This window comes from Photobacterium sp. 2_MG-2023 (assembly GCF_030547675.1).
Taxonomy (GTDB): Bacteria; Pseudomonadota; Gammaproteobacteria; order Enterobacterales; family Vibrionaceae; genus Photobacterium; species Photobacterium arenosum.
Window position 1 is genome coordinate 159,147 of sequence record NZ_JAUOQQ010000007.1, and the last position, 21,204, is coordinate 180,350.

17 protein-coding genes and 1 pseudogene are annotated in these 21,204 nt (G+C 48.8%); 13 read left to right on the forward strand and 5 right to left on the reverse strand.

Features of this window, described 5'->3' with window-relative positions; all coding sequences use genetic code 11:
- Window positions 1-888, forward strand: a complete 888-nt coding sequence (locus Q4491_RS08190) for a 2-hydroxy-3-oxopropionate reductase (RefSeq protein WP_192016497.1) — start codon at window positions 1-3, stop codon at window positions 886-888.
- Between the two features lie 270 nt (window positions 889-1,158).
- Window positions 1,159-2,442, forward strand: coding sequence for a glycerate kinase (locus Q4491_RS08195; RefSeq protein ID WP_218386412.1), 1,284 nt, complete (start codon window positions 1,159-1,161; stop codon window positions 2,440-2,442).
- A 482-nt stretch (window positions 2,443-2,924) separates the two neighbouring features.
- On the opposite strand, the gene Q4491_RS08200 is transcribed toward Q4491_RS08195, so the two are convergent.
- Both Q4491_RS08200 and Q4491_RS08205 read right to left on the reverse strand, forming a co-directional pair.
- Complete coding sequence (locus Q4491_RS08200) at window positions 2,925-3,653, reverse strand: GntR family transcriptional regulator (protein WP_192016499.1); 729 nt, start codon at window positions 3,651-3,653, stop codon at window positions 2,925-2,927.
- Between the two features lie 208 nt (window positions 3,654-3,861).
- Complete coding sequence (locus tag Q4491_RS08205; RefSeq protein WP_303456285.1) at window positions 3,862-4,494, reverse strand: transglutaminase family protein; 633 nt, start codon at window positions 4,492-4,494, stop codon at window positions 3,862-3,864.
- A 258-nt stretch (window positions 4,495-4,752) separates the two neighbouring features.
- On the opposite strand from Q4491_RS08205, the gene Q4491_RS08210 reads away from it, so the two are divergent.
- From Q4491_RS08210 to ald, 5 genes are all read left to right on the forward strand, one after another.
- On the forward strand, window positions 4,753-5,814 hold the full coding sequence (locus tag Q4491_RS08210; RefSeq protein ID WP_303456287.1) for an alpha/beta hydrolase: 1,062 nt from the start codon (window positions 4,753-4,755) through the stop codon (window positions 5,812-5,814).
- 142 nt (window positions 5,815-5,956) lie between these two features.
- Window positions 5,957-6,568: a 2OG-Fe(II) oxygenase gene (locus Q4491_RS08215; protein WP_192016502.1), complete on the forward strand. Its 612-nt coding sequence runs from the start codon at window positions 5,957-5,959 to the stop codon at window positions 6,566-6,568.
- A gap of 342 nt (window positions 6,569-6,910) precedes the next feature.
- On the forward strand, window positions 6,911-7,531 hold the full coding sequence (locus tag Q4491_RS08220; protein WP_303456291.1) for an S-type pyocin domain-containing protein: 621 nt from the start codon (window positions 6,911-6,913) through the stop codon (window positions 7,529-7,531).
- Window positions 7,532-7,660: 129 nt separating this feature from the next.
- Complete coding sequence (locus tag Q4491_RS08225) at window positions 7,661-7,927, forward strand: hypothetical protein (RefSeq protein ID WP_192016504.1); 267 nt, start codon at window positions 7,661-7,663, stop codon at window positions 7,925-7,927.
- 446 nt (window positions 7,928-8,373) lie between these two features.
- Complete coding sequence (gene ald / locus Q4491_RS08230; protein ID WP_303456294.1) at window positions 8,374-9,489, forward strand: alanine dehydrogenase; 1,116 nt, start codon at window positions 8,374-8,376, stop codon at window positions 9,487-9,489.
- Window positions 9,490-9,830: 341 nt separating this feature from the next.
- Here the strand turns inward: ald and Q4491_RS08235 are convergent, their stop codons facing one another.
- Window positions 9,831-10,478, reverse strand: coding sequence for a murein L,D-transpeptidase catalytic domain family protein (locus Q4491_RS08235; RefSeq protein WP_192016506.1), 648 nt, complete (start codon window positions 10,476-10,478; stop codon window positions 9,831-9,833).
- A 468-nt stretch (window positions 10,479-10,946) separates the two neighbouring features.
- A pseudogene (locus Q4491_RS08240) lies at window positions 10,947-13,253 on the reverse strand (glycosyl hydrolase family 18 protein); the annotation flags it as partial.
- A gap of 412 nt (window positions 13,254-13,665) precedes the next feature.
- On the opposite strand from Q4491_RS08240, the gene Q4491_RS08245 reads away from it, so the two are divergent.
- The 6 genes from Q4491_RS08245 (at window position 13,666) to cyoE (ending at window position 19,682) form a co-directional block, all read left to right on the forward strand.
- Window positions 13,666-14,424 (forward strand): sulfite exporter TauE/SafE family protein, encoded by a 759-nt coding sequence (locus Q4491_RS08245; RefSeq protein ID WP_218384807.1) that lies wholly within the window; start codon window positions 13,666-13,668, stop codon window positions 14,422-14,424.
- A 535-nt stretch (window positions 14,425-14,959) separates the two neighbouring features.
- Entirely contained in the window at window positions 14,960-15,859 is a 900-nt protein-coding gene (cyoA, locus tag Q4491_RS08250; protein ID WP_237794510.1) for a ubiquinol oxidase subunit II, read from the forward strand.
- A gap of 8 nt (window positions 15,860-15,867) precedes the next feature.
- A complete protein-coding gene (gene cyoB / locus Q4491_RS08255; protein WP_303456302.1) occupies window positions 15,868-17,898 on the forward strand; it encodes a cytochrome o ubiquinol oxidase subunit I in 2,031 nt (676 codons plus the stop codon).
- Complete coding sequence (gene cyoC, locus Q4491_RS08260; protein ID WP_237794506.1) at window positions 17,888-18,493, forward strand: cytochrome o ubiquinol oxidase subunit III; 606 nt, start codon at window positions 17,888-17,890, stop codon at window positions 18,491-18,493. Before cyoB ends, cyoC begins: the two co-directional genes overlap by 11 nt.
- Window positions 18,493-18,804, forward strand: a complete 312-nt coding sequence (gene cyoD, locus Q4491_RS08265; RefSeq protein ID WP_120510650.1) for a cytochrome o ubiquinol oxidase subunit IV — start codon at window positions 18,493-18,495, stop codon at window positions 18,802-18,804. The genes cyoC and cyoD overlap by 1 nt, the downstream gene beginning before the upstream one ends.
- A gap of 14 nt (window positions 18,805-18,818) precedes the next feature.
- On the forward strand, window positions 18,819-19,682 hold the full coding sequence (cyoE, locus tag Q4491_RS08270) for a heme o synthase (protein ID WP_303456310.1): 864 nt from the start codon (window positions 18,819-18,821) through the stop codon (window positions 19,680-19,682).
- A gap of 248 nt (window positions 19,683-19,930) precedes the next feature.
- Here the strand turns inward: cyoE and Q4491_RS08275 are convergent, their stop codons facing one another.
- Window positions 19,931-21,121: a class I SAM-dependent methyltransferase gene (locus Q4491_RS08275; protein ID WP_192016512.1), complete on the reverse strand. Its 1,191-nt coding sequence runs from the start codon at window positions 21,119-21,121 to the stop codon at window positions 19,931-19,933.
- Between the last annotated feature and the right edge of the window lie 83 nt (window positions 21,122-21,204).

A 21,204-nucleotide genomic window follows, 5' to 3' on the forward strand; every position in this document is an offset into this window, starting at 1 on the left:
ATGACGACTATCGCATTTATCGGTACAGGCATCATGGGTAAACCAATGGCCGAGAACCTGCAGAAAGCTGGACACCAACTGGTCTTTTCCGACCATTACAATCCAGCTCCGGCAGATTTGGTTGCCAACGGTGCTCAGGTTGTCCATTCGGCGAAAGCCGCCGCGGAACTGGCCGAATACATCATCCTGATGGTGCCAAATACCCCTCAGGTTGAAGAAGTGCTGTTCGCTGAAAACGGTGTGGCTGAAGTGCTGAAAGCGGGTAAAACCGTTATCGATATGAGTTCTATCTCGCCTATCGAAACCAAAACGATTGCAGCACGAGTAAAAGAAACCGGTGCCGAGTTCCTGGATGCACCAGTATCCGGCGGTGAAGTGGGTGCGATTAATGCTGCGCTGACCATCATGGTTGGTGGTACTGAAGAAGCCTACGCAAAAGCACTGCCACTGTTTGAAGTCATGGGTAAGAATATTAACCTGGTTGGCGATAACGGTGCAGGCCAGATCTGTAAAGTGGCTAACCAGATCATCGTTGCTCTGAACATTGAAGCGGTTGCTGAAGCCCTGGTATTTGCCTCTAAAGCCGGTGCCGATCCGGCGCGTGTTCGCGAAGCGCTGATGGGTGGCTTTGCCAACTCTAAAGTGCTGGAAGTCCACGGTGAGCGTATGGTGAAAGGCACCTTTGATCCGGGTTTCCGCATTCAGTTGCACCAGAAAGACCTGAATCTGGCGCTGTCCGGCGCTGAAGCACTGGGCATGTCTTTGCCAAATACCCAGTCTGCTCAGAACCTGTTTGACGCCTGTGTGAAACTGGGCGGCGAAGGCTGGGACCACTCAGCATTGATTCGTGCGATTGAAGAGCTGGCTAATCATAGCATCCGTCAGTAATCTGATGAAAAGGCGGCATCATTGATGCCGCCCCAGGTATACAGCTGGAAATCGGCTGTATCCTGAATAATTATTGTCACATAACAATTTTTAGTCTCCTTTGGTTATGTGGTCCCGAAACCGCGGGTTGGATATTAGGGCTGGCTTCTTGTCAGAGGTGGCTTAGCCGGCCCTACCAGTTCGATAAACAATGTGGGTGACAGTGACGGTTTCGGGTTTTTTCCCCTGTTGCTTGCCGTAACTGGGAGCTAACTTGACGTGGAGCGCAACATGCAAATGGAAACGCATGCATTTTTGACTGCACTGTTTAATCGTGCAGTAAAACAGGCCCTGCCCGGTGAAACCCTGAAACACTATTTACCTGAAGACAGAACAGGTAAAGCGGTGGTAATAGGGGCGGGTAAAGCCGCCGCCTCAATGGCCAGAGCACTGGAAAGTGTCTGGGAAGGTGAATTGGAAGGTCTGGTCGTGACTCGCTATGGTCACACCGCTGAATGCCAGAAGATCGAAGTGATCGAAGCCGCTCACCCGGTGCCGGATGATGCCGGCCGTGAAGTGGCAGAACGCATCCTGAACCTGGTTACCGGGCTCAACGAAAAGGATCTCGTGATCTGTCTCTTGTCTGGTGGCGGTTCGGCCTTGCTGAGTTTGCCTGCTCCCGGCATTACCTTCTCGCAAAAGCAGCAAATCAATAAAGCTTTGCTGAAATCCGGGGCGGCCATTGATGAAATGAACTGTGTACGCAAGCACCTGTCTGCCATTAAAGGCGGAAGGCTGGCTAAGGCCGTTGCACCTGCACAGCTGATTACACTGGCCATTTCGGACGTACCCGGTGATGAGGCAACAGTGATTGCTTCCGGTCCGACGGTTGCTGATCCCACTACCAGTAAAGATGCCTTAGACATATTGAGCCGCTATCAGGTGAGCGTACCCGACTCAGTGACTGAGTGGTTACACAGTCCTGAATCTGAAACAGTAAAACCGGGCGATGCCTGTCTGGAGCGGGCCAGGTTCGAACTGATTGCCAGCCCTCAGCTGTCATTGGAAGCGGCTGCCGAAGAGGCCAGCCAATGGGGTATCCCGGCGCATATCCTGAGTGACTGCATTGAAGGTGAATCTCGCGATGTCGCCAAGGTACATGCTGCACTGGCGAAACAAATTGCAGACCGCGAACAGCCTTTCACGCCGCCGTGCGTATTACTGTCAGGTGGTGAAACCACAGTGACAGTCCGGGGTGAGGGACGTGGCGGGCGTAACAGTGAGTTTTTGCTGAGTCTTTATCATGAACTGCAGGGCCACCCGCAGATCTTCGCACTGGCCGCTGATACCGATGGTATTGACGGGGTAGAAGATAATGCCGGTGCGGTACTGAACCCGCAAAGTTATCACCAGGGTCAGGCTCTGGAACTTAATAGCCAGGACTATCTGGATAACAATGATGGATACACTTTCTTCAAACAATTGGATTCATTGTTAACAACAGGTCCAACACTGACGAATGTTAATGATTTTCGCGCCATTCTGATTCTTCCGAAGGAGGAATCCGGTAACTGAATAACTCCTTGAGTTATGTTGTAAGTTGTAAGAGGCAACGGTAGGCACAGTTTTCTTTGTCCTTGGAGACTGTGTGCCCTTTGGGAATAGTGTCAGCGGCACTATTCCTTTTTTTATTGTTATTTCACCACGTACCGTCATTTCTGTGCAGGCGAAAATCCAGCCAGTCAGTCAGTACAAAACCCATGATTGATTGAGCAGAAAGGGCAAGGCTGAACTACACAGTCTGCCGGCTGGTTGTATAGGATACTTTGTGATTTTGTCATGCAAAATCTCAGTGAGCAAAAGCACATTAAGAAAAGATGAACACAGGTAAATATTTGTCTGAACAGACTAAAAAGAGGAATGGGTGGGAGCGTGCAGCACCAACTTATACAATACCGAACTGAACACGTAGGCTGCATGCCCCACTGAGAACAGTATAGGGCATGATGACATTGTATACAATGTTGTTCTTTATTTTGCGTTAAATTGTTTACGATTTATCTTCGCTTTAACACAACATCTGAAAAGACAGCGTGGAGGTCACTGCTAATGGCTTCATCATCAAGGGCTAACTTGGCATTGATGTGGCCCAGGTGACTGCGCATCAGTGAAACCGCTTTCTCTGTTTCACCCGCTTCAATGGCGTCCAGCAGCTGGTTATGTTCATCAAAGGAGCATTGACCACGGTTGCCGACTTCATAAAGTGCAATGATCAGAGAAGTTTGCGACACAATACTGCGCTGGAAAGAAAGCAAAGGAGGGTTATTGGCCATACTGGCCAGCTGGATATGGAATTCACCGGAAAGGCGGATACCCCGGCCCACATCGCCTTGGTCAAAAGCTGCATGCTCATCTTTAACCAGTTCACGTAATTTGGCGACTTGTTCGCTGGTTGCATGTTCAACGGCCAGCTCGGTGATGGCGAGCTCCAGCACTTCACGCGCTTTCAGTACCTGCCGGGCTTCTTCAACATTAGGTGCAGCGACAATGGCACCACGGTTCGGGCGAATTTTAACAATCTGCTCGACAGACAGGCGAAGTAAGGCACGGCGGATAATGGTTCGGCTGACACCGAAAATTTCACCCAGAGCTTCTTCATTGAGCTTGGTGTTTGGTGGCAGGCGCTGTTCCAGAATGGCATCAAAAATGTGTCCGTAGACAATATCATCCTGGGTAAGTGTCGGACCCACAGTGGGTGATTTCTTTAACGTTGATTTTTTTTTCACTGGCGTGGTCACTACTTCTCTCCTAAAGCTTCTCCAGCTGCCCCGTTATTGTATGCAATTAACGCAAAAAAGCGAATTAACTTTTCAGAGTAAAATAAATAATCATATTTTCTCCGGCTCGCTTGCGCTCTTGAATCGCGATTGATCAGGGAAAAATGAAACAGAGTGTATAACCGCGTCCTGATGGCGACTCCCTGACGGGGCGAAACTATTGAGTGCTAACCCGGTCCTGATTGAATAAATCTGCAAATTTCGGATAAGCCTCGGAGGCGGTTTTTCTAATAAATTCAATGGGCATGTCATCAAAACAACCGTGGTATTTTACATACTCCATGTGTTTGCTACCATCTTTTGTCGCGGAATGGAGAATAGCGTCATGTTTACCGTCAAATTCCAGGGGTTCAACGTTAAACTTCTCGCATAAAGCACGATCGAATACAGGCGTTACTTTCACCCAGCCCTGGTTCAGCCAGATCTCTGCATAACCATGCAGAGCGAAGTAGTCTGTTCCCAGCCATTCAACCAATGCCGGTGTTGATAAGTGATTGATCACATCCGCGAGACCAAGACGGGCCGGGATACCATGTTGACGGCACAGTGCGACCATCAGCGCCGCTTTTGGGATGCAATATGCCTGATTTTTCTGAAAGCAATAGCTGGCTTTCAGACTGGGCAGGCCATCTTGCAGCGTGTAGGGATTGTAAACAATCTCATCGCGAACCAGATAATAAATACTGATGGCTTTCTCGGCCGCTGTGTTACCTGTCACTTGCTGACTGAAGTTTTGGATAGCCGGGTGATGAAAATCAAAGTAGTCGGTAGCGCTCAATTGCTCTTCCATGTTAAGAGATCCTTATGCTGTTATTCATTAGCAGACTAGAGTCTAAGCTCTATCTTGGCGAGTAGCACGGGAAGGTTTTGTGCGAGAGCTTGAGGTAATTCACATCAATGCTGGCATACCACAGATGACCTGTGGACCCTATCCTATTCTTAGATATGACTGGCGACATACCAGAACCTTGATCTGTCGTGAGACGCAGCATTGCATGGTGGTGACCAGCGGTTGGCCTGATCTGAGATCTGATGTAAAGGTGTGAGTATGGTATTAAAGCGACGGATTAACCGAACACTTCAGTTGCTGTTAAGCGATCTGTCAGATCGAGCTCTTGTCAACGCGAATCAATGGCGGGCAGGTTTGGGGGAGTTTGTTGAAACCGGCTTGCCGCCTGTGCCCAGCGATCTGGTGATCGCCACAATGAACGGTGTGATGGGGGATTCGCTTGAAGAGCGCAAAAGCCGGTTAGCACAGAAAATGGCATTCAGCAGCGGTATGCAGCCACTGAGCCTGGATCCTATTACGCTGGCCGGGCAATTGTCGCTGCCGCAGTCCCGGATTGTGATTTGTGTGCATGGCTGGTGTATGAATGACAGCCAATGGCAACGTAAGCCCCATGATCATGGGCGAAATTTGGCGAAGTTTGGCTATACACCCGTTTATCTGCGTTACAACACCGGGCGTCACATTTCATCCAATGGTGAAGATTTCGCTTTATTGTTAGAGCAGTTGATTGCTGCGTGGCCTTGTCCGGTAGAGGAGATTGTCATTATTGCCCACAGTATGGGGGGACTGGTCAGCAGGAGTGCATGCTTTTATGCCAGCAGACATCAGGTGAGCTGGATAAATCAGCTCACCACACTGATTACCCTGGGCACCCCGCATAACGGTGCGCCTCTGGCAAAATTGGCCAGCTGGGCTGAAACCCGGATTGCGGCTGTGCCTTACCTGCAATCTGTGGTTAACCTGACCCGGCTGCGCAGCGCCGGCAGTAAAGATCTCAGTCTGGGAACCATCTGCCATTCCGACTGGCAACGTGAGCCACCGCCGCCTTACCCGCTTCGTCCTCCCTTACCTGAGGGCGTGGCCTGTTACGCTGTTGCCAGCTGTCTGAGCAAACATATACAGGATGAAAGAAGCCGCCGTATCGGCGATGGCCTGGTGCCGGTCGCGAGTGCGTTGGGGGAAGGGGATGAACAGCAGCTGGCAGTGGGTTTTCCGGCCGTTAATCAGTGTGTCGTTGGCAGTGTGAATCATATGGGATTGCTCACACATCCTTTCGTTGCCAGAAGAATAGAGCAGTGGGTTCTGGCAAATAGCGGATAACCATCAAGCAGATTATTTTATGGTGAGAAACTGTAAAATTTATCCATGAGTTTTTTTTATCTTTCCCATTCAACCAATGATTTGTGACTCGCGAGGTGAGTGTCTATAAAGCTTCAACGCTAGGCTAATACGGACTCATCGCATGGATCTCGACACTATGCTTGATAGCCTGCACACGCAGGGTTGGTGTGTGTGGGACGATTTTCTTTCTGCAAACGAAATATCTGCATTGTTGCAATGCTTACCCTCTGAATGGTCACAAGCTGGCATTGGGCGTCAGGATGCCCATGCGCATGTGGCGTCGATCCGAAGCGATAAGATTCATTGGCTGAAAGAAGAGATGGGCCAGCCGGTTTATCACTATCTGGATAAGATGGAAGTGATCCGACAGGCGGCTAATCGCTACCTTTACCTGGGGCTGTTTGAATACGAGGCGCATTTTGCCAAGTACGAGCAGGGGGATTTTTATAAAAAGCATCGTGATAGTTTTCGTGGCAAAGCCAACCGTATTCTTACGACTGTGCTGTATCTGAATGATCAAGACTGGCAGGAAACGGATGGCGGAGAGCTGGTTATTTACAATAATGATGAGAGCTTTCTGACAAAGCTGGTGCCTAAAGGCGGGCGTCTGGTGATGTTTCTATCTGAAGATTTTCCTCATGAGGTGCTGCCAGCACATCGCCCGCGTTTCAGTATTGCGGGTTGGTTTCGGCTCAATGGCGTGAGCGCGGGCAGTCTGGATATCGCGGTGTAATTGTAGAATGATCATGCGCCCTGCAAGGGTCAACGTATAGGGTCAGCCGTCTTTCATTTCCACGCCCGAAACCGGTAATTCGCAACCAACAACCTGTTATTTTCACTGACAAACACCCTCAAAAACCGTCACACCGCAACCGTCTGCTGGTGGTAATATATCGCGCAAAATGTTTGATATAGCTGCTTTTTTGTTAAGGGGGCATTGTGAGTGCGGATGACGATTCAGTGAAAAAAAGATATCCCAGGGCGTCTTATGCGCCCCTTGAGGATTACTCCACCCTTGCACCTCCGCCGTCGGCAGGGGAAGACCCGGAGCCAGTGGCACAGTTCGAGTACAGTTTTGATCTGTCCTGTTCGGCAGAGTCATTGCACCAGCACAGCACTTGCGAGCAGTGCTGGCGGCGCGGTTGGCAACAAGGCACTCAGTTCGGCCAATAAGGATGCCGCTAACGCTCTCACCAGGCTGACCGGTAAACTCGGCAGTGTGCTGGACGACTATCGGCTGATGACCTCCGGCGGCATTACCTCAGTGCTGATGATGCAGCGTAAAATCTGGCACGATGACGACACCCAGCACACCGAAGAAGAGCTGCACAACCTGGAAAGCGTGCAAAGCCGTATCCGCATCCGCCTGACCGACCCGGCGCCGGGCGAATCTTACCCGCAGGTCCGTGCGTATCACATGGATGACACCCGCATTCCGGTACGTTATGTCGGACTGGATAAAAAGACCAACAGCTACTCCGTTGCGCTGGAGGAAAACGGCCCGCATATTACCTGGACGCCGAATGAAGAGGGCGAGCCAGAGTGGCAGCTGACACCGGATCATGACGACGGTTTTGAGACGGACGATATTCACACCATACCGATATCTGATATGCCAACCCCGACGGTTGAAACCTATCCTGCCGCAGAAGAAGCACACTGGAGTGATGCGATCCTGGTGCTGTTGTGCCGATGAGTCCGCGCACACTGGCACTGGCCCGACGGCCAGAATAACGCACTGCAGCAGCCGAATTAGTGTTACTTGTTCGGCTACGGTAAGATTGGGAGAAATCTTACTGATAAAGCGTTAAGAAGGGCAGGCAGTATGCAAGATGATGAGATCATGACAGGTGAAATGCTGGTTGAAACGGTTGAAAATCAACTGGCTGAAGGCAATCCGATTAAAGTAAAAGAAACGTTGATGCGCCTCGTGATGACTGGGACACCAAGGGAAGAAGCCATTGAGATGATTGCTTGTGCGTTGTCTATTGAAGTGTTTGATGTGGTGAAAAATGATGGTGAGTTTAATCTGAAACGCTATTCAGAGAATCTTGATGCCTTACCCGACATGGATTGGGAAATTGAAGACTGATATTGCACTTTCTGTCGGATTGTCCGCGCCACCTCAGGGTGGCGTTTTTATTTATCCCCGCTGAAATTCTTATCTGCAGTGATAAATCTCCCTAAACAGCGAGACTGCTGGGTAAAAACCAGCATTTTATATGGCTGAAACGAAACTGTCAGTATCTCTGCATTTATTTAGCTAATGAAGAACATCAGTAAAGTCAAAAATGCTTAAAAGACCTTAATATTTAGACTTAAAGCCTGATAAACTGGCTTGAAACTAGTGTCAAGGTCTGATTATTGGTGTTTTCTTGACCTTTTGTAGTGTGATGATCGTCATAAACAGAGTGATGTGCTGCTAAATCTCTTGTGGCTGGTTTCATTTGTTGCTTTTAGGTTAAAAAACGGTGACACATTTCAAATGTATTCCATTATTGTTTTCACAACCTCTGACAAGCAGCAAGGAAACTTACAATGATTATTGGTGTACCAAAGGAAATTAAAGTTCATGAATACCGCGTAGGCATGGTGCCTGCTTCTGTCAACGAAGCGGTTGCCCATGGCCACACTGTGTATGTTGAAACGCAAGCTGGTGTAGGTATTGGTTTCAGCGATCAGGACTACATTGACGCCGGTGCAAAAATTCTGCCGACCGCCGCTGATGTGTTTGCAGAAGCTGAAATGATTGTGAAGGTTAAAGAACCTCAGGCAGTAGAGCGTGCCATGCTGCGCGAAGGTCAGATTCTGTTTACCTATCTGCACCTGGCACCGGATCCAGAGCAGACCAAAGATCTGGTGGACAGTAAAGCGGTATGTATTGCCTACGAAACCGTTACTGATGATTTCGGCCGCTTGCCTCTTCTGGCACCTATGTCTGAAGTGGCTGGTCGTATGTCGATTCAGGCGGGTGCTTTTGCGCTGGAAAAATCTCGCGGCGGCAGCGGTATGCTGCTGGCTGGTGTTCCAGGTGTTGAGCCTGCGAAAGTGGTGATTATCGGCGGTGGTGTTGTGGGTGCGAACGCCGCTCAGATGGCTGTCGGCCTGCGTGCTAATGTTGTTGTTCTGGATCGTAGCATTGATGTGCTGCGTAAACTGGATGCACAGTTTGAAGGCAAGGTTCAGTGCGTGTATTCAACCAAGGACGCGATTGAAAAGCATGTACTGGAGGCTGATCTGGTTATCGGTGGTGTGCTGGTGGCAGGCGCTGCCGCGCCTAAGCTGGTAACGGCTGAGATGGTGAAGAAGATGAAACCTGGCTCTGCCATTGTGGATGTTGCTATCGATCAGGGCGGTTGTGTTGAAACCTCTCATGCTACGACGCACAGCGAACCGACTTTCATCGTTGATGATGTTGTTCACTATTGTGTTGCCAACATGCCTGGCGCCGTTGCCCGCACTTCTACCTTTGCCCTGAATAATGTGACATTGCCATATATCCTGAAACTGGCCAACAAAGGGTATAAAGCGGCGCTGCAGGAAGACAAACACCTGCTGAACGGCTTGAACGTTTACCGCGGTCAGATTACCTGTCACGAAGTATCAACAGCCTTGGCTCTGCCATTCGTCGAGGCTGATAAAGCGCTGGCCTGATAAGGCTGAACTTGACGATAGTATTTATATCCCTGCTTCGGCAGGGATTTTTTATGCCCAAGTAAAGTGAACGAAATTACGATGACTGATAGTGGATAATCTCTGGCTGTGAATCACCGGATTATTAAAGGTGAATGACAGGGTTTAAACTCTCGGAGTGAAGTCAATTAAATCTGTCCTGTGTGTCTGCAAAGCCGGTCATATAAAATGCAATAGTCAACGAAAATGAGACCATCCTAACAACTCTGAATGCCAGATTTTAATTTGATATTACTCTGACAAAACAAAAAGCCCTTATGAGAACATAAGGGCAAGAAATAAAATTAATCAGTCAGGTGACATTACGCTCGAGCGTATATGACGCTGCCACCTTTAATGGTGTCGATGATTTTCTTAGAAAGATTTGCCGGAAGAGCAGGGCAGCCCCAGCTACGGCCTAAATAACCGTGGCGTTGAATGAAATCTTCAGACGCATAGGGAGCGCCGTGAACAACAATATAACGGCGGCGCGCATTGTCATTAAGGCCTTTTGTCAGTCCGTCAAGACGCAGTGAATAGCCATTGCCCCCGAAGTAGGTCGTATCTGTCAGAAAAGTACCCAACGAGGTTTGGCGCGAATTGACGATGTTCGAAAAGTGCTTTGCAACCACACCGCCACTGTTGACACCGTGTGTCACGTAAGTGTGATATAGCAGTTTATTCCGTTTCAGGTCGATAACAAAAAAACGCTTTTCAGTAGATGGCTTGCTGTAGTCAATAATAGTCAGTAATTGCTTTTTTCGTGCCTTGGTATTGTAATAAGCATTATAACCATTTTTAAATACTTCGAAGTCTAACTTTCCTTTCAAACCCGCCTGTTCATAAACATATTTGACAATGACTTCAGGATTTTGAGTTTGTTGTGAAAGTGGTCCCTTAATTGTGCTTGCTGATGCATACTGTGGTAAATAACAAAACAGCAGAATGAATAGGTAGATGGCTTGTTTCATTTCCTTGTTTACACTCTTTTAATTAGTTTGTGCCAGTGACGATAGGACTCTACCATAGGATTTGAATTTTTTTAGCCCTTGCATTGAAAGGGTTAAGTTAAAATTATCCCATCATCAAAGTATTTAAATTTTATATGATTATATATTTATCAATATAAAACAGTGCATTAGAATATGAACATTGTTTAATCGAAAATTAATCTCAACATGTCAGTTTTTTTTACATTTTCAGTAAATAGCCAGGTCTGACACTATTAATCTTCTGTTTTAGAAAAGAAAAATAATGAGGGCATATCAAAAACATCAAATAATCATTCATTTAACGGTTTGTTCGTATTTTGAGCTTGGTATCGCATTTTAATCACAGGAAATAAATTTTGGGGTTAAAAAATGAACAATCTCAGTGCATGAAAAAGCGGGCTTGAGTGCCCGCTTTGGTAAACAACGTAATAATGACTCATGGTTTTGTTATTGAACCGTACAAACGGTATCCCAACTGCCGTCGCTGCCCGGCACTGAATTCGTCCACCATTTAGCCTGGTAAACCACGCCGTTGTAGATAATCTTGTCACCGGTACCAGCGTGGCTTGGATTACCTGCCCAGTCAGATTGCGGCCAGTTAGGGTAGGTATTCACACCTGTGGTTACACAGTCGCCATTATTGCCATCACCGCCACCATTGTCGCCGCCGCCATTGCTTAAGTCTGCAATCGGTAAGTCAGGCTGTTCGAATGCCAGTGCATAGTCAGCATTGTTGACTCGTACGCTGTAGTTCGCCGGGCCGGAAATCGGCAGGAAGTAGTTCAGGGTCAGCTCAAAGCTTTCATTGTTACCCAACTGCTTCCAGCTTGGCAGAGTGAACGCGACACGGTGGAAGTTGCCGTCCAGGCCGCCAATGTTGTCGCCTCGGGTGTGGCCAGAGGAAATGACCTGCAGATTGGCTCCTGATTGATCCGACATGTTATCCGGTGTTGAGGTTGGAATGTCGAACTGGAACTCGGTGCCGCCAGGCAGAGTCTGACCTGTTTTATTGGTTAACGTCATTGTCGGGTTGAGCGGGTAGTTCTGATCGCCCACCTTGAATCCGGTGACAGACACGTCGATATTGACAGCTTCTGTCGGGATCGCGCCTTCGGCAAGGGTATTGCCATAAGGTGTCGCAGTGGCAAACTTGTTATGAATGGCCTTGGTCATGGTGTCGCCCATGTGGTATTCACCGTTGCCTGTTTTACAGGCGTTTTCAGTAGGATCCACTGTGGTGCGGTTACCGTTGGCATCCAGGTTGTAACAGCTGTAGTCACCGGCCAGTTCCCAGAACATGATACCGCCGATACCCTGTTCAATCACATAGTCTGCCTTGGTGTTGATCGATTCTTTATCTTCGGTCGACAGGAAGACTTTTTTGTCTGCGTTCCACAGCCAGGGGGCGACAGAGACACTGTCGTAGTGGCGGGTATAGGTACCAGTCAGCGCGTCCTGAGGATCGTTAACCGGATCTAAGCCATAGGCTGCGGTATAGCTGCCGTAAACACCGTTTGCCAGGTTCATGGCATGCCACATAGGGTTAGAGCCGGCGCCCATTTCATTGCCGTTGGCGTCTTTGTCGTGCCACATATTATCGATACCGATGGCACCATAACCGCAATTACTGGTACCAGCACCGGTACCGGTTGGGCAATCGCTCTGATTAGGCAGCGCCGCTTTACCCCAAAGTCCGTTGGTTCCGCCTGTGACGCCTTGCCAGCCACGGGTGTAATAAGGCACACCAATGTTGATCCGTCCCGCAGGCATTGAGCCGCGGAAATAATGGTAAGCCCAGTCAGTATTCAGATAACCGGTTTTTTTGTACTGAGCTGTACCGTATACGTTACCGGCTTCCAGCTCCGCATCCAGGCCGCTGTCAAACAGTGATGCGTTGTGACCTACGTAGTCGTTCCATGCACCGTGCAGGTCATAGCTCATGATGTTGACATAGTCGAGGTACTTAGTGACCGACATGGTTTCCATACCGCGCAGCAGGTACCCGGATGAAGGTGCGGCAATGGTCAGCATATAGTGGTGGCCGTCTTGCGCACTGGCCTGATCCAGTTTTTCACGCAGTACTTTCATCAGTTCATGGTAAGACTTCATTAAATGAGGACGCATTGCATCAGAGTAAGCGAAGTCATCCGGGTTACCTGCACCTTGCATACTGGTGGGGTATTCGTAGTCGATGTCCAGACCGTCAAATTTGTACTGGCGCATCATAGCCACGGCAGAGTCAGCAAAAGTCTGAATTCCCTGATGATTGATACTGCCGTCTGCATTGGTTGTCATGGTATAAAAGCCGCCGTCAGCAACACGGTTGCCGTTGTCATCAAAGTGACCTCCGGTTTCCGCCCATCCTCCGATGGAAATCAGTGTCTTAACACCATGCTGAGCTTTGGCTGTTGCCAGCGCCCCGAAGTGGCCTTTAAAGCCGAGTGCCGGGTCTATCTCAACGCCCGGCCATTCTTTGCCGACCGCAGGGTTGTCCGGGTTATTGACATTACCGATGTTTACTTTGCCGTCAGAGCCGATACTGACGAAGGCGTAGTTAATATGAGTCAGGCTGTCCCAGGGAATATCATTGACCAAGTAGCTGCTTTGCGGGTCGTTACCGCTGCGCCAGCTGGTGAAGTAGCCGATAACGCGGCGCGGGTGGTCTACACCCATTTTTTCGCGGCCATCCTGATCGTACACAGTACAATAAGGCACAGTCACACCCGGTGTTTGATACAAGCCGTCCGGGCGGCAGTTAGCGGCTGCCTGGGCCTGAAAGCTCAGCATACAGGCTGCGCTGAGAGTCGCGAGAGCGAAGCCCTGTTTAGCACGCTTGCGCTTCATATTTAGCTTTAGCATTAATGGTTCCTCAGTGAAAAAAATCAAACGATAAAATAAGTAACAGGCTTATGTTTAGCCGTAAAATTACTATAGGTTTTCCATCGGAACTCCGAGGTTTTTTGTTAAAATATTGATCTAATATCACATTAATAAAGTGATTATCTGTAACATTTTCGTTATTATTTTGCGTTGACAACCAAATGGTGTACTTAATTGTGTTTATAAAATAAATCGGTTAATCAATAGATTAGTACACTACCACCTGTACACCTGTGCAGCCTATAGAGTATAAAGTGGGGCTTTGGAATTACTTTCAGGATCAGAGATGGATATCACCTTATTCCACGCCGCATTGCTCATAGGTACTGGGTTCCTTGCCGGCATTATCAACACCCTGGCAGGAGGCGGATCAAATTTAACCTTGCCAGCCTTGATGGTGATGGGCATGCCAGCAGAAGTGGCGAATGCGACAAACCGGCTGGGTGTCGTTTTACAGGCTGTGACTGCAGTGCTGGGCTTCAAACGGCATGGAAAATTAGAGTTAAGTGATACCGGCCCTATCATGATACCGACATTGATCGGTGGCCTGGTTGGTGCTGGGGCGGCGGCATACGCGCCACCCGAGTGGATAAAGCCCTTGCTGCTGGGCACCATGCTGTTAATGGCATTCATCATTTTGGTCAAGCCTGCAGTGGTGGCTCCTGAGCCAGGCAGCCTAGCGCGAAAAGTGGCAGATACGCCCAGCTCCTGGTGGGGATTAGGACTGGCTGGCTTTTATGGCGGTTTTGTTCAGGCGGGGGTAGGTTTTGTGTTGCTTGCTGCGCTGGCGGGTACCTTGCGTTATGACCTGGTACGGGCGAATGCATTAAAAATGTTATGCACCCTGATGTTTACTGTGGTTGCCCTTGGTTTGTTTATCTACGAAGGTCTGGTGCTCTGGATGCCGGGTCTGATACTGGCGGCCGGGACTATCGCTGGCACCCATCTGGCGGTGAAGTTTGCCATTAAAGCTACCGCAAAAACGTTGAAATGGTTTTTGTTTTTAATGACATTGTGCGGCTGTATTGCTGCGATGCTGAACTAATCCGCAATAAATAATTAAATTATTACTGTAATTTTGTTAATTTAATTAACATTTATCGTGTGTTACTTTTTGCCTAAATAAATATTGTGCTGTTCTTCTGCCATTGTTAGAGCAGCTCACTAAATATATTTTTCCTTCATAATGAAAGCCCGCTATTAGCCATGTAAATAATATGGTTAATGGCGGGCTTTTTGTCTTTGTGGCCATAATTTGGCCATGATTCCAAATACTAGATCTAAAGTTTCATTTTTAGTGAGTGTTAACTTAACAGCGAAAGTGGCAAAATATTTCAGTTGTAACAAAACGTGAGGGGGTGTAACCATGAGTGAAATCAAGTGAGTATGTGTAAACTGTTTGGTGAATCAGTTAGCGCTTTCACGAGCACAACATTGATTGATTATTGTTAATAGTGACATATAACAACTTGATTTTACGTGAAATACAATGATTCAGATCAAAATAATAACTCATGTAGTCATTAAAAAGTGCTACTAGCTGTTGGTGACGACTTTTGCCCAAAAAGCTGAGAGAGAACATGAAAACCTCAAGATATAAGAACATCTTGTCGGGTGGGTTTGTATTTTTTATAAGCCTCTTCCTTTCAGGATGCCAATTTGCGCTGCTTGATCCCAAGGGACAAATTGGTGCTGCAGAAAAAGATTTGATAATCACATCGGTACTACTGATGTTGGTTGTCGTTATTCCCGTTATTCTGATGACCTTCTATTTTTCATTTAAATATCGTGAATCGAATACGGGTGAAAAGTATACGCCAGAGTGGGCTCATTCAACCAAAATTGAACTGGTTGTCTGGACTGTGCCAATTATTATCATCGCCATTTTGGGCACTATTACCTGGCAGTCTACTCACGCGCTGGATCCAAGAAAGCCAATCGAAAGTTCAGTAAAACCAATGACCATTGAAGTGGTTTCGCTGGATTGGAAATGGCTGTTTATCTATCCGGATCAGCACATTGCAACGATCAACGAAGTGGCCTTCCCGAAAGATGTGCCGGTTGAGTTTCGTGTGACGTCCAACAGCGTGATGAATTCCTTCTTCATTCCACAGCTGGGCAGCCAGATTTACGCCATGGCAGGCATGCTGACCAAGGTCCATCTGATTGCTGATGAAGCGGGTGTTTACGATGGTATTTCAGCGAGCTACAGCGGCCACGGTTTCTCTGGCATGAAGTTCAAAGCACTGGCGATGCCAGACCAGGCAAGTTTTGATGAGTGGGTGCAGAAAGCGCAGGCGTCAAGCAACAAACTGGTCACGCTGAAGGACTTCGAGACCATTGCGGAGCCAAGTGAGAATGCACCAGTGAGTTACTACTCCAATGTGCCTTCAAGCATGCTGACAACCATACTGAATCAATTCGAAGGCTCGCTGATGTGCACAATCACGCCATCAAATTCCACTGAGCAAACATTCTAGGACATATTATGTTTGGACGATTAACACTGGACGCCATACCGTTCCATGAGCCAATTCTCATGGTAACGATGGCGATCATAATGCTGGGCGGCGCGGCTCTGGTAGGCGGTATTACCTACCTGGGTAAATGGCGTTACCTCTGGACAGAGTGGTTCACTACTGTCGATCACAAAAAAATCGGTGTGATGTATATCATCGTCGCCTTTGTCATGATGATGCGCGGTTTTGCCGATGCCATCATGATGCGTAGTCAGCAAGTGCTGTCTGCCGCGGGTGAAACCGGCTATCTTCCGCCTCATCACTACGATCAGATTTTCTCTGCGCATGGCGTAATCATGATTTTCTTCATGGCGATGCCTTTCATCATTGGTTTGATGAACATTATTATCCCGTTGCAGATCGGTGCGCGTGACGTTGCTTTCCCGTTCCTGAACTCCCTGAGCTTCTGGTTGTTCGTGGTGGGTGTAGTGCTGATCAACCTGTCGCTGTTTGTCGGTGAGTTCGCGCAAACAGGCTGGCTGGCTTATCCGCCGCTGTCGGGCAAGGAATACAGTCCCGGGGTAGGGGTAGACTACTGGATATGGGCACTCCAGATATCCGGTATCGGTACCACGTTATCAGGCGTTAACTTCTTTACGACGATCATGCGCCTGCGTACACCGTCAATGCCACTGATGAAAATGCCTGTTTTTACCTGGGCTTCACTGTGTGCCAACGTACTGATCATTATTTCGTTCCCGATTCTGACAGTGACCATTGCACTGCTGACGCTGGACCGTTACCTGGGTACGCACTTCTTCACCAATGACATGGGCGGCGACATGATGATGTACGTCAACCTGATTTGGGCCTGGGGTCACCCTGAAGTCTACATTCTGGTGCTGCCGGTATTTGGTGTGTTCTCAGAAGTGGTCGCCACTTTTTCGCGTAAAAAACTGTTTGGCTACACCTCGCTGGTGTGGGCGACGGTTGTGATCACCATCCTGGCCTTCGTGGTCTGGCTGCACCACTTCTTCACTATGGGTGCCGGCGCGAACGTGAATGCCTTCTTTGGTATCGCCACTATGGTTATCTCCATACCAACCGGTGTGAAGATTTTCAACTGGCTGTTCACTATGTACCGTGGCCGCATTAAGTTCACCACGCCTATGCTGTGGACTGTCGGTTTCATGGTCACCTTTACCATAGGTGGTATGACAGGCGTACTGCTGGCGGTACCAGCCGCGAACTTTGTACTGCATAACAGTCTGTTCCTGATTGCACACTTCCATAACGTGATTATCGGCGGTGTGGTATTCGGCTGCTTTGCCGGCTTTGCGTACTGGTTCCCGAAAGCCACCGGCTACATGCTGGATGAGAAATGGGGTAAACGTGCCTTCTGGTTCTGGATTACCGGTTTCTTCGTGGCCTTTATGCCGCTCTATATTCTGGGCTTCATGGGTATGACCCGTCGTCTGAGTCAGCACATTGAACCTCAGTACTTCCCGATGCTGGCGATTGCCGCCTTCGGAGCAGTGCTGATTCTGTGCGGCATTATGTGCCAGATCATGCAGCTGTACGTGACCTTCCGTGACCGTGAAGCGCTGCGTGACGTGACCGGCGACCCTTGGGATGGCCGTACCCTGGAGTGGGCGACCTCATCGCCACCGCCGTTCTACAACTTTGCCCATTTGCCTGAAGGTAATGAACTGGATGCGCACTGGTATCAGAAAGAACGTGGTGAAACCCATCAGTCGAGTGATTATCAGCCCATCCATATGCCGAAAAATACCGGCACTGGTGTGATTATTTCTGCGTATGCACTGGTATTTGGCTTTGGTCTGATCTGGTACATCTGGTGGCTGGTCGCTATCGGTGTGGTCGGCATGATCGGCACTTGGATCAAGCACAGCTTTAACGAAGACGTGGATTACTACGTGACGGTTGAAGAAGTGACAGCGATCGAAGACGCACATAAAGCCCGTGTTGCAGGCGCAAGCACTAAACCTGCCACCAATAACGACGACGAAGATGAGATGGAGGTCGAATATGCAAACTAATGCTGTCGATCATCACGAGCACGACGAACACCATCACGACATAGGTGAAACCAAGCTGCTGGGCTTCTGGATTTACCTGATGAGCGACTGCATTCTGTTCGCAACGCTGTTTGCTACCTACGCCGTATTGTTTAGCAATACGGCGGGCGGTCCGAGTGGAAAAGACATCTTCGAGCTGCCGTTTGTGTTTACCGAAACTATGATGCTGCTGTTCAGTAGTATCACCTTTGGCTTCGGTATGATTGCGATGAAACGCAAAGACATTGGTGGTCTGAAGCGTTGGATGTACGTGACCTTCCTGCTGGGCTTCGGCTTTGTGGCGATGGAAGTGTACGAGTTCCACCACCTGATTGAAGAGGGCTTTGGCCCGGATCGCAGCGCGTTCCTGTCTTCCTTCTTTACCCTGGTGGCGACTCACGGTCTGCACGTTACTGCCGGTCTGATCTGGATGGTGGTGTGCATGATTCAGCTCAATACCAAAGGCCTGAACGAGATGATGGAAACCCGTTTCCAGTGTCTGAGCCTGTTCTGGCACTTCCTGGATATCGTGTGGATCTGCGTGTTTACCATAGTCTACCTGTTGGGAGTATTGTAATGGCGAATCAACCGCATCAAACCGGTTACGGTGATTACATCAAAGGATTCATTGCGTCATTAATCCTGACCATTATTCCTTTCTACTTTGCGGCGACCAAAAGTCTGCCGACCACAACCACCGTCATGATCCTGGTGGCCTGTGCTGTGGTTCAGCTGGTGGTCCATTTGGTGTATTTCCTGCATCTGGATCGCTCAGAGAAAGGCATGTGGAACTCAATGTCCTTTGTGTTTACGGCGGTTATCGTCCTGATTCTGATTGCGGGTTCAGTCTGGATCATGGTCAATCTGCACGAAAACATGCTGCTGTAATTCGGATGACGATAATGATCAAAGGATACATCTCCATTACCAAACCTGGGATCATCATCGGTAACCTCATCTCTGTGCTGGCCGGATATTTTCTGGCCGCTAAGACGGAGGGGCTGAACGGGCCCCTCCTTATTTACACATTGCTGGGTGTTGCTCTTGTGATCGCCTCCGGTTGCGTGATCAACAATATTTTTGACCGGGATATTGATCAGAAGATGTCCCGTACCCAAAGTCGTTTACTGGCGAAAGGAGCAATGAATGCAGACGCCGCTTTTGTGTACGCGGTTGTGTTGCTGCTGTCAGGTACAGCTGTGCTGTATCAGAAAGCTAATCCGCTTTCAGCGGTCGTTGTGCTGCTGGGGTTTGTTTTTTACGTCTTTTTTTACACCATGTGGTACAAGCGACATTCGGTGTACGGCACGCTGGTGGGCAGTGTGTCAGGCGCCGTTCCGCCACTGGTGGGGTATCTGGCGGTGACCAACTACATCAGCCTGGAAGCCATGCTGCTGTTTATCATGTTCTGCCTGTGGCAAATGCCGCATTCCTATGCGATTGCCATGTTCCGCATGCAGGACTATAAGAATGCTGAGATACCTGTGTTGCCTGTGGTTGAAGGCATTCACAAAGCTCGCCGTCATATGATGGCCTATGTGGCTGCGTTTACTGTTGTTGCACTGGCAATGTTTGCTTTAGGTTTCAGCGGTTATGAATATTTACTGGTGACGTCGGGTGTGTGCCTGTGGTGGTGCATCGTCACTTTCCGTCCTCTGAGCGAGGACACTTATGTACAGTGGTCAAAATCAGTATTCAAGACGTCACTGTTTGTGGTAACCGGAATCAGCTGTGTGCTGGGCCTGGAATTGATTCCGTTAATATGACGGCAGGCGGTTTATCACAATTTACCGATTCAACACTCTCTTAGCTAACAACTTACATTAGCTGCTTTTGTTCCGGTTTGGGTTTTTCCTGCCTCGATACTATCTCCATCGAGTCAGAGAAAAACCTTTTTTTTCTTTTCATTCATAAAAAACCGAGCGATTATCGCCCGGTCTTGTTTGTCATTTTCTGCAACTGACTTTGTTGCTTATTCAATACGGCTTGTGCAACGTCGCTTATTTAGTCCGGTTTACTTCACGTAGCAGGCAAAACCTTTGAGGTAGAAACCTTCCGGATACGCTGAATCGAGCGGGTGATCTGCCGCCTGGCTGAATCGCTCAATAAATTGCACTTCACGTTTGGCATCCAGCGCCGCATCAGCAACTATTTTCTGGAACAGGTTGCTGTCCATCAAACCAGAACAGGAATAGGTCAGCAGTGTGCCGCCCGGTTTCAGGATTTGCATTGCCAGCATGTTGATGTCTTTATAACCCCGGCAGGCGCCCACCAGCTGTGCTTTGGATTCAGCAAATTTAGGTGGGTCCATGATCACCACATCAAACAGCTCACCACGTTCGCGGTACTCGCGCAGCAGTTTAAACACATCGGCATTAACGAAGTCAGCGTTTTCCGTTGGCAGACCGTTGATCTCGGCATTGAGTCTGGCGGTATCCAGCGCCGGTTGCGAGACATCAACGTTGATGACTTTGTCGGCACCGCCTTTGAGCGCATACAAGCCGAAACCGCCGGTATAGCAGAAGCAGTTCAGCACCCGTTTGCCTTTCACGTACTTGATGGCAGCCTGGCGGCTGTCGCGCTGATCCAGATAGAAGCCGGTTTTGTGGCCGCCAACGATATCAACATGAATCTTGATGCCGTTTTCTTCAATGGTGACAATTGCCGGTGGAGTCTCGCCATGCAACACGCCGGTGCGAGGCTTCAGGCCTTCTTTTTTACGTACTGATACATCAGAGCGCTCATAGATGCTGCACTCTGGGTAGCAGGTTTTGAGTGCTTCAATCAAATTGTCTTTCTGTGCTTCTGCGCCAGCACTGAGCAACTGACACACCAGGAAATCCTGGTATCGGTCGATAGTAATACCCGGTAGTCCGTCTGACTCAGCAGCGATCAGGCGATAACCTGTCAGCCCGTCACGTTCAGCCAGAATGTCCCGCAGTCCCTGAGCGGCGTTCAGACGCTTGATAAAGAACGCGGTATCAATAGTATCGTTTTGCTCAAAGGACCAGACACGAACACGGATCTGAGACTGGGGAGAATAGGCACCACGGGCTAGCCATTCACCTTTGTGATCAAACACATCAACGGTGTCGCCCAATTCAGGTTTCCCTTCAACACGTTGAATACCACGTGAAAAAACCCAAGGATGGCGGCGGCGCAGTGATTTATCGCGACCTTTCACCAAATAGATAGAAGCTGTCATGTTAGGACCAGAAGCTGTAAAGAATGGAGGCGTATTATCTTGTTCAGTGTGAGGAAAATCAACCGCAAGTCAGGGCTCATTAA